Annotated in this window: 1 protein-coding gene; it reads right to left on the reverse strand. The window is 61.3% G+C overall.

Annotated elements, in window-relative coordinates:
- Positions 1–1786 (reverse strand): type VI secretion system Vgr family protein (locus C8K18_RS32990; RefSeq protein WP_108506372.1); only part of this gene is annotated, 1786 nt, incomplete at its 3' end.
- Positions 1787–1951: the final 165 nt, after the last annotated feature.

Here is a 1951-nt window from a genome sequence, read left to right on the forward strand (position 1 = left end):
TACCCGCCGACGCGGGCGTGCTCATCAGCAGTCCCGGCTGCTTCAGGCCGTCGAAATCCGCCTTCATCTGCCGCTGCGCATCGGTGTCGGCCGGCTCAGCTTTCGCGCTGGTGGCCGAACTGGCCAGCACCTTTGCAAGCTCCAGCGCGCTCTCAAGCTGCGCGATGGTTTCCTGCATGTCGAGCTGCTTGCCGTTGGCAGCAGGGCGGTCGTAAGTCGTGACCACCAGACCCTTGCCCGCGCGATTCACCCCATAACCCGATGACCTCAGTTCATAGCCTTCACCCCGGTATTCCAGCTTGCTGTTGACGAGATAGCCGAGGTTTAGTTGCGACTTGCCCGAGTGTTCCGTACTGAGCTTGATCCCTTCCTGGCCCGCCCAGTCCTCCATGCGCAGCTTGTTGTTCGCCTGCGTGCGGATCATGTTGCGCGAGAGCCAGCGCCGGTCGTTCGTCACCAGATCGCGCGCCTGGCTGTGGTGGTGGAACGCGATGATTTCGGGCTTGTCCGGATCGCCGTCCCGGCAGGTAATCACCGCTTCTGCATCGTCCAGCGCGGGGAAGTGCATGCCGGTTTGCAGCTTGCCCGCGAACGGCTTGGCCAGCCGCAGCGGTACGCTCTCGCCGCCATTCGGCCACGTTTCGAAATCGGAATCGAAACGGACCGTGTAGTGGCCGTTTTTATCGACGTATGCGTAGGTGTATTTGTCCGGGCTCGTCACACGCGCGCTGAGTGTGCCGGTCACTTTGGCCCAGGTTTGCGGCTCGAGCTTGAGCCGGAATCGACGGTCGGCGGGAATCGCCCGGTAGCTGTTCGTATAGGATGCATCGCGCGCGCCGCTATGCGTGACCTCGACGATCAGCTGGCCTTTGGGGGCATCGGGCAAGACGATGTCTGTTTCCAGCACATAGCCCGGTTGCAACGCCAGCAGATTGCTTTCGCCTTCATAAACTACCTGCCAGGCGATGGCTGCCTCATGGCGTAGCTGCGCCTCCCATTTCGCGCCCGCCTGGTCCAGATGGTGCGTGCCGTAGACGTAGGGCTGGCCGTAGGTCGTGGAATCGTCGGGCGCAACGTTGGACGTGTCGCGAAAACGCTCCCAGGCCTGATGCGGGTTGTAGTCCGCGACCGTGAACGACTGCGGCACGGTCACGGTATGCGTCTTTACCGCCGTTACCGCCTCGACGCCGCCCGCTTCGAGTCCCGCCGCTTCGCGGTACGGCAGAATGCGTTGCGGACTTTCGTAAATGTAATGGTCGACGTCGTCGCCCACTACAACCTGGTCGCCGTATTCCGTTTCCACGATGTAGAAGTACAGGCCCGCCTTCTCTGCGAGCATGTGCACATAAGCAAGGTCGCTCATCTGGTGCTGCATGCGAAACAGATGCTTGCGGTACTGCCCGCGCAGACGGAACAGGAATTGATGTTCCCTCAGCCCGTGACCGCGAAGGATCGCCGCGATAATCTCGGGCGTGCTCGCGTGCTGGAATATCCGGTTCCGGGTGACGGCCTCGAGCCGCCCGAGGCGTGACTTCAGGACAACCTGATACTTGGTGAAATCTTTCGTCGTTTGAACCGTCGAAAACCGCGCAATGAAGCCTGAGAATTTCCGGGGCGCGCCGTCGTCCGGCACGATCGAAAATGACGCATCGCGGCTGAGGTAGTCGACGCGCGCGAGCTGCTGCGGGTGGGTCAACTCGATGCACACTTCGGTCGGTGCGCCCATCTTTTCGGTTACCGTGAATGACACGACCGAGAGCGCCGCCGCGCTGTCCGTGCCGGGCACGTCGAGAAAATACGCCTGGCGTCCCGTGACGCCCTGCCGTAATGGATCAAACTCTGCCACTCCCTGCCCCCTGAAAAGACCAGCGACGCAGCGTTCAGCTGCCAAACCCGTTAACTGACCATTTAAGTTCAATAAGGTCAACGAATTTAATTCGGGATAGGCGGG

Source organism: Paraburkholderia sp. GV068 (assembly GCF_003058125.1).
GTDB lineage: Bacteria > Pseudomonadota > Gammaproteobacteria > Burkholderiales > Burkholderiaceae > Paraburkholderia > Paraburkholderia graminis.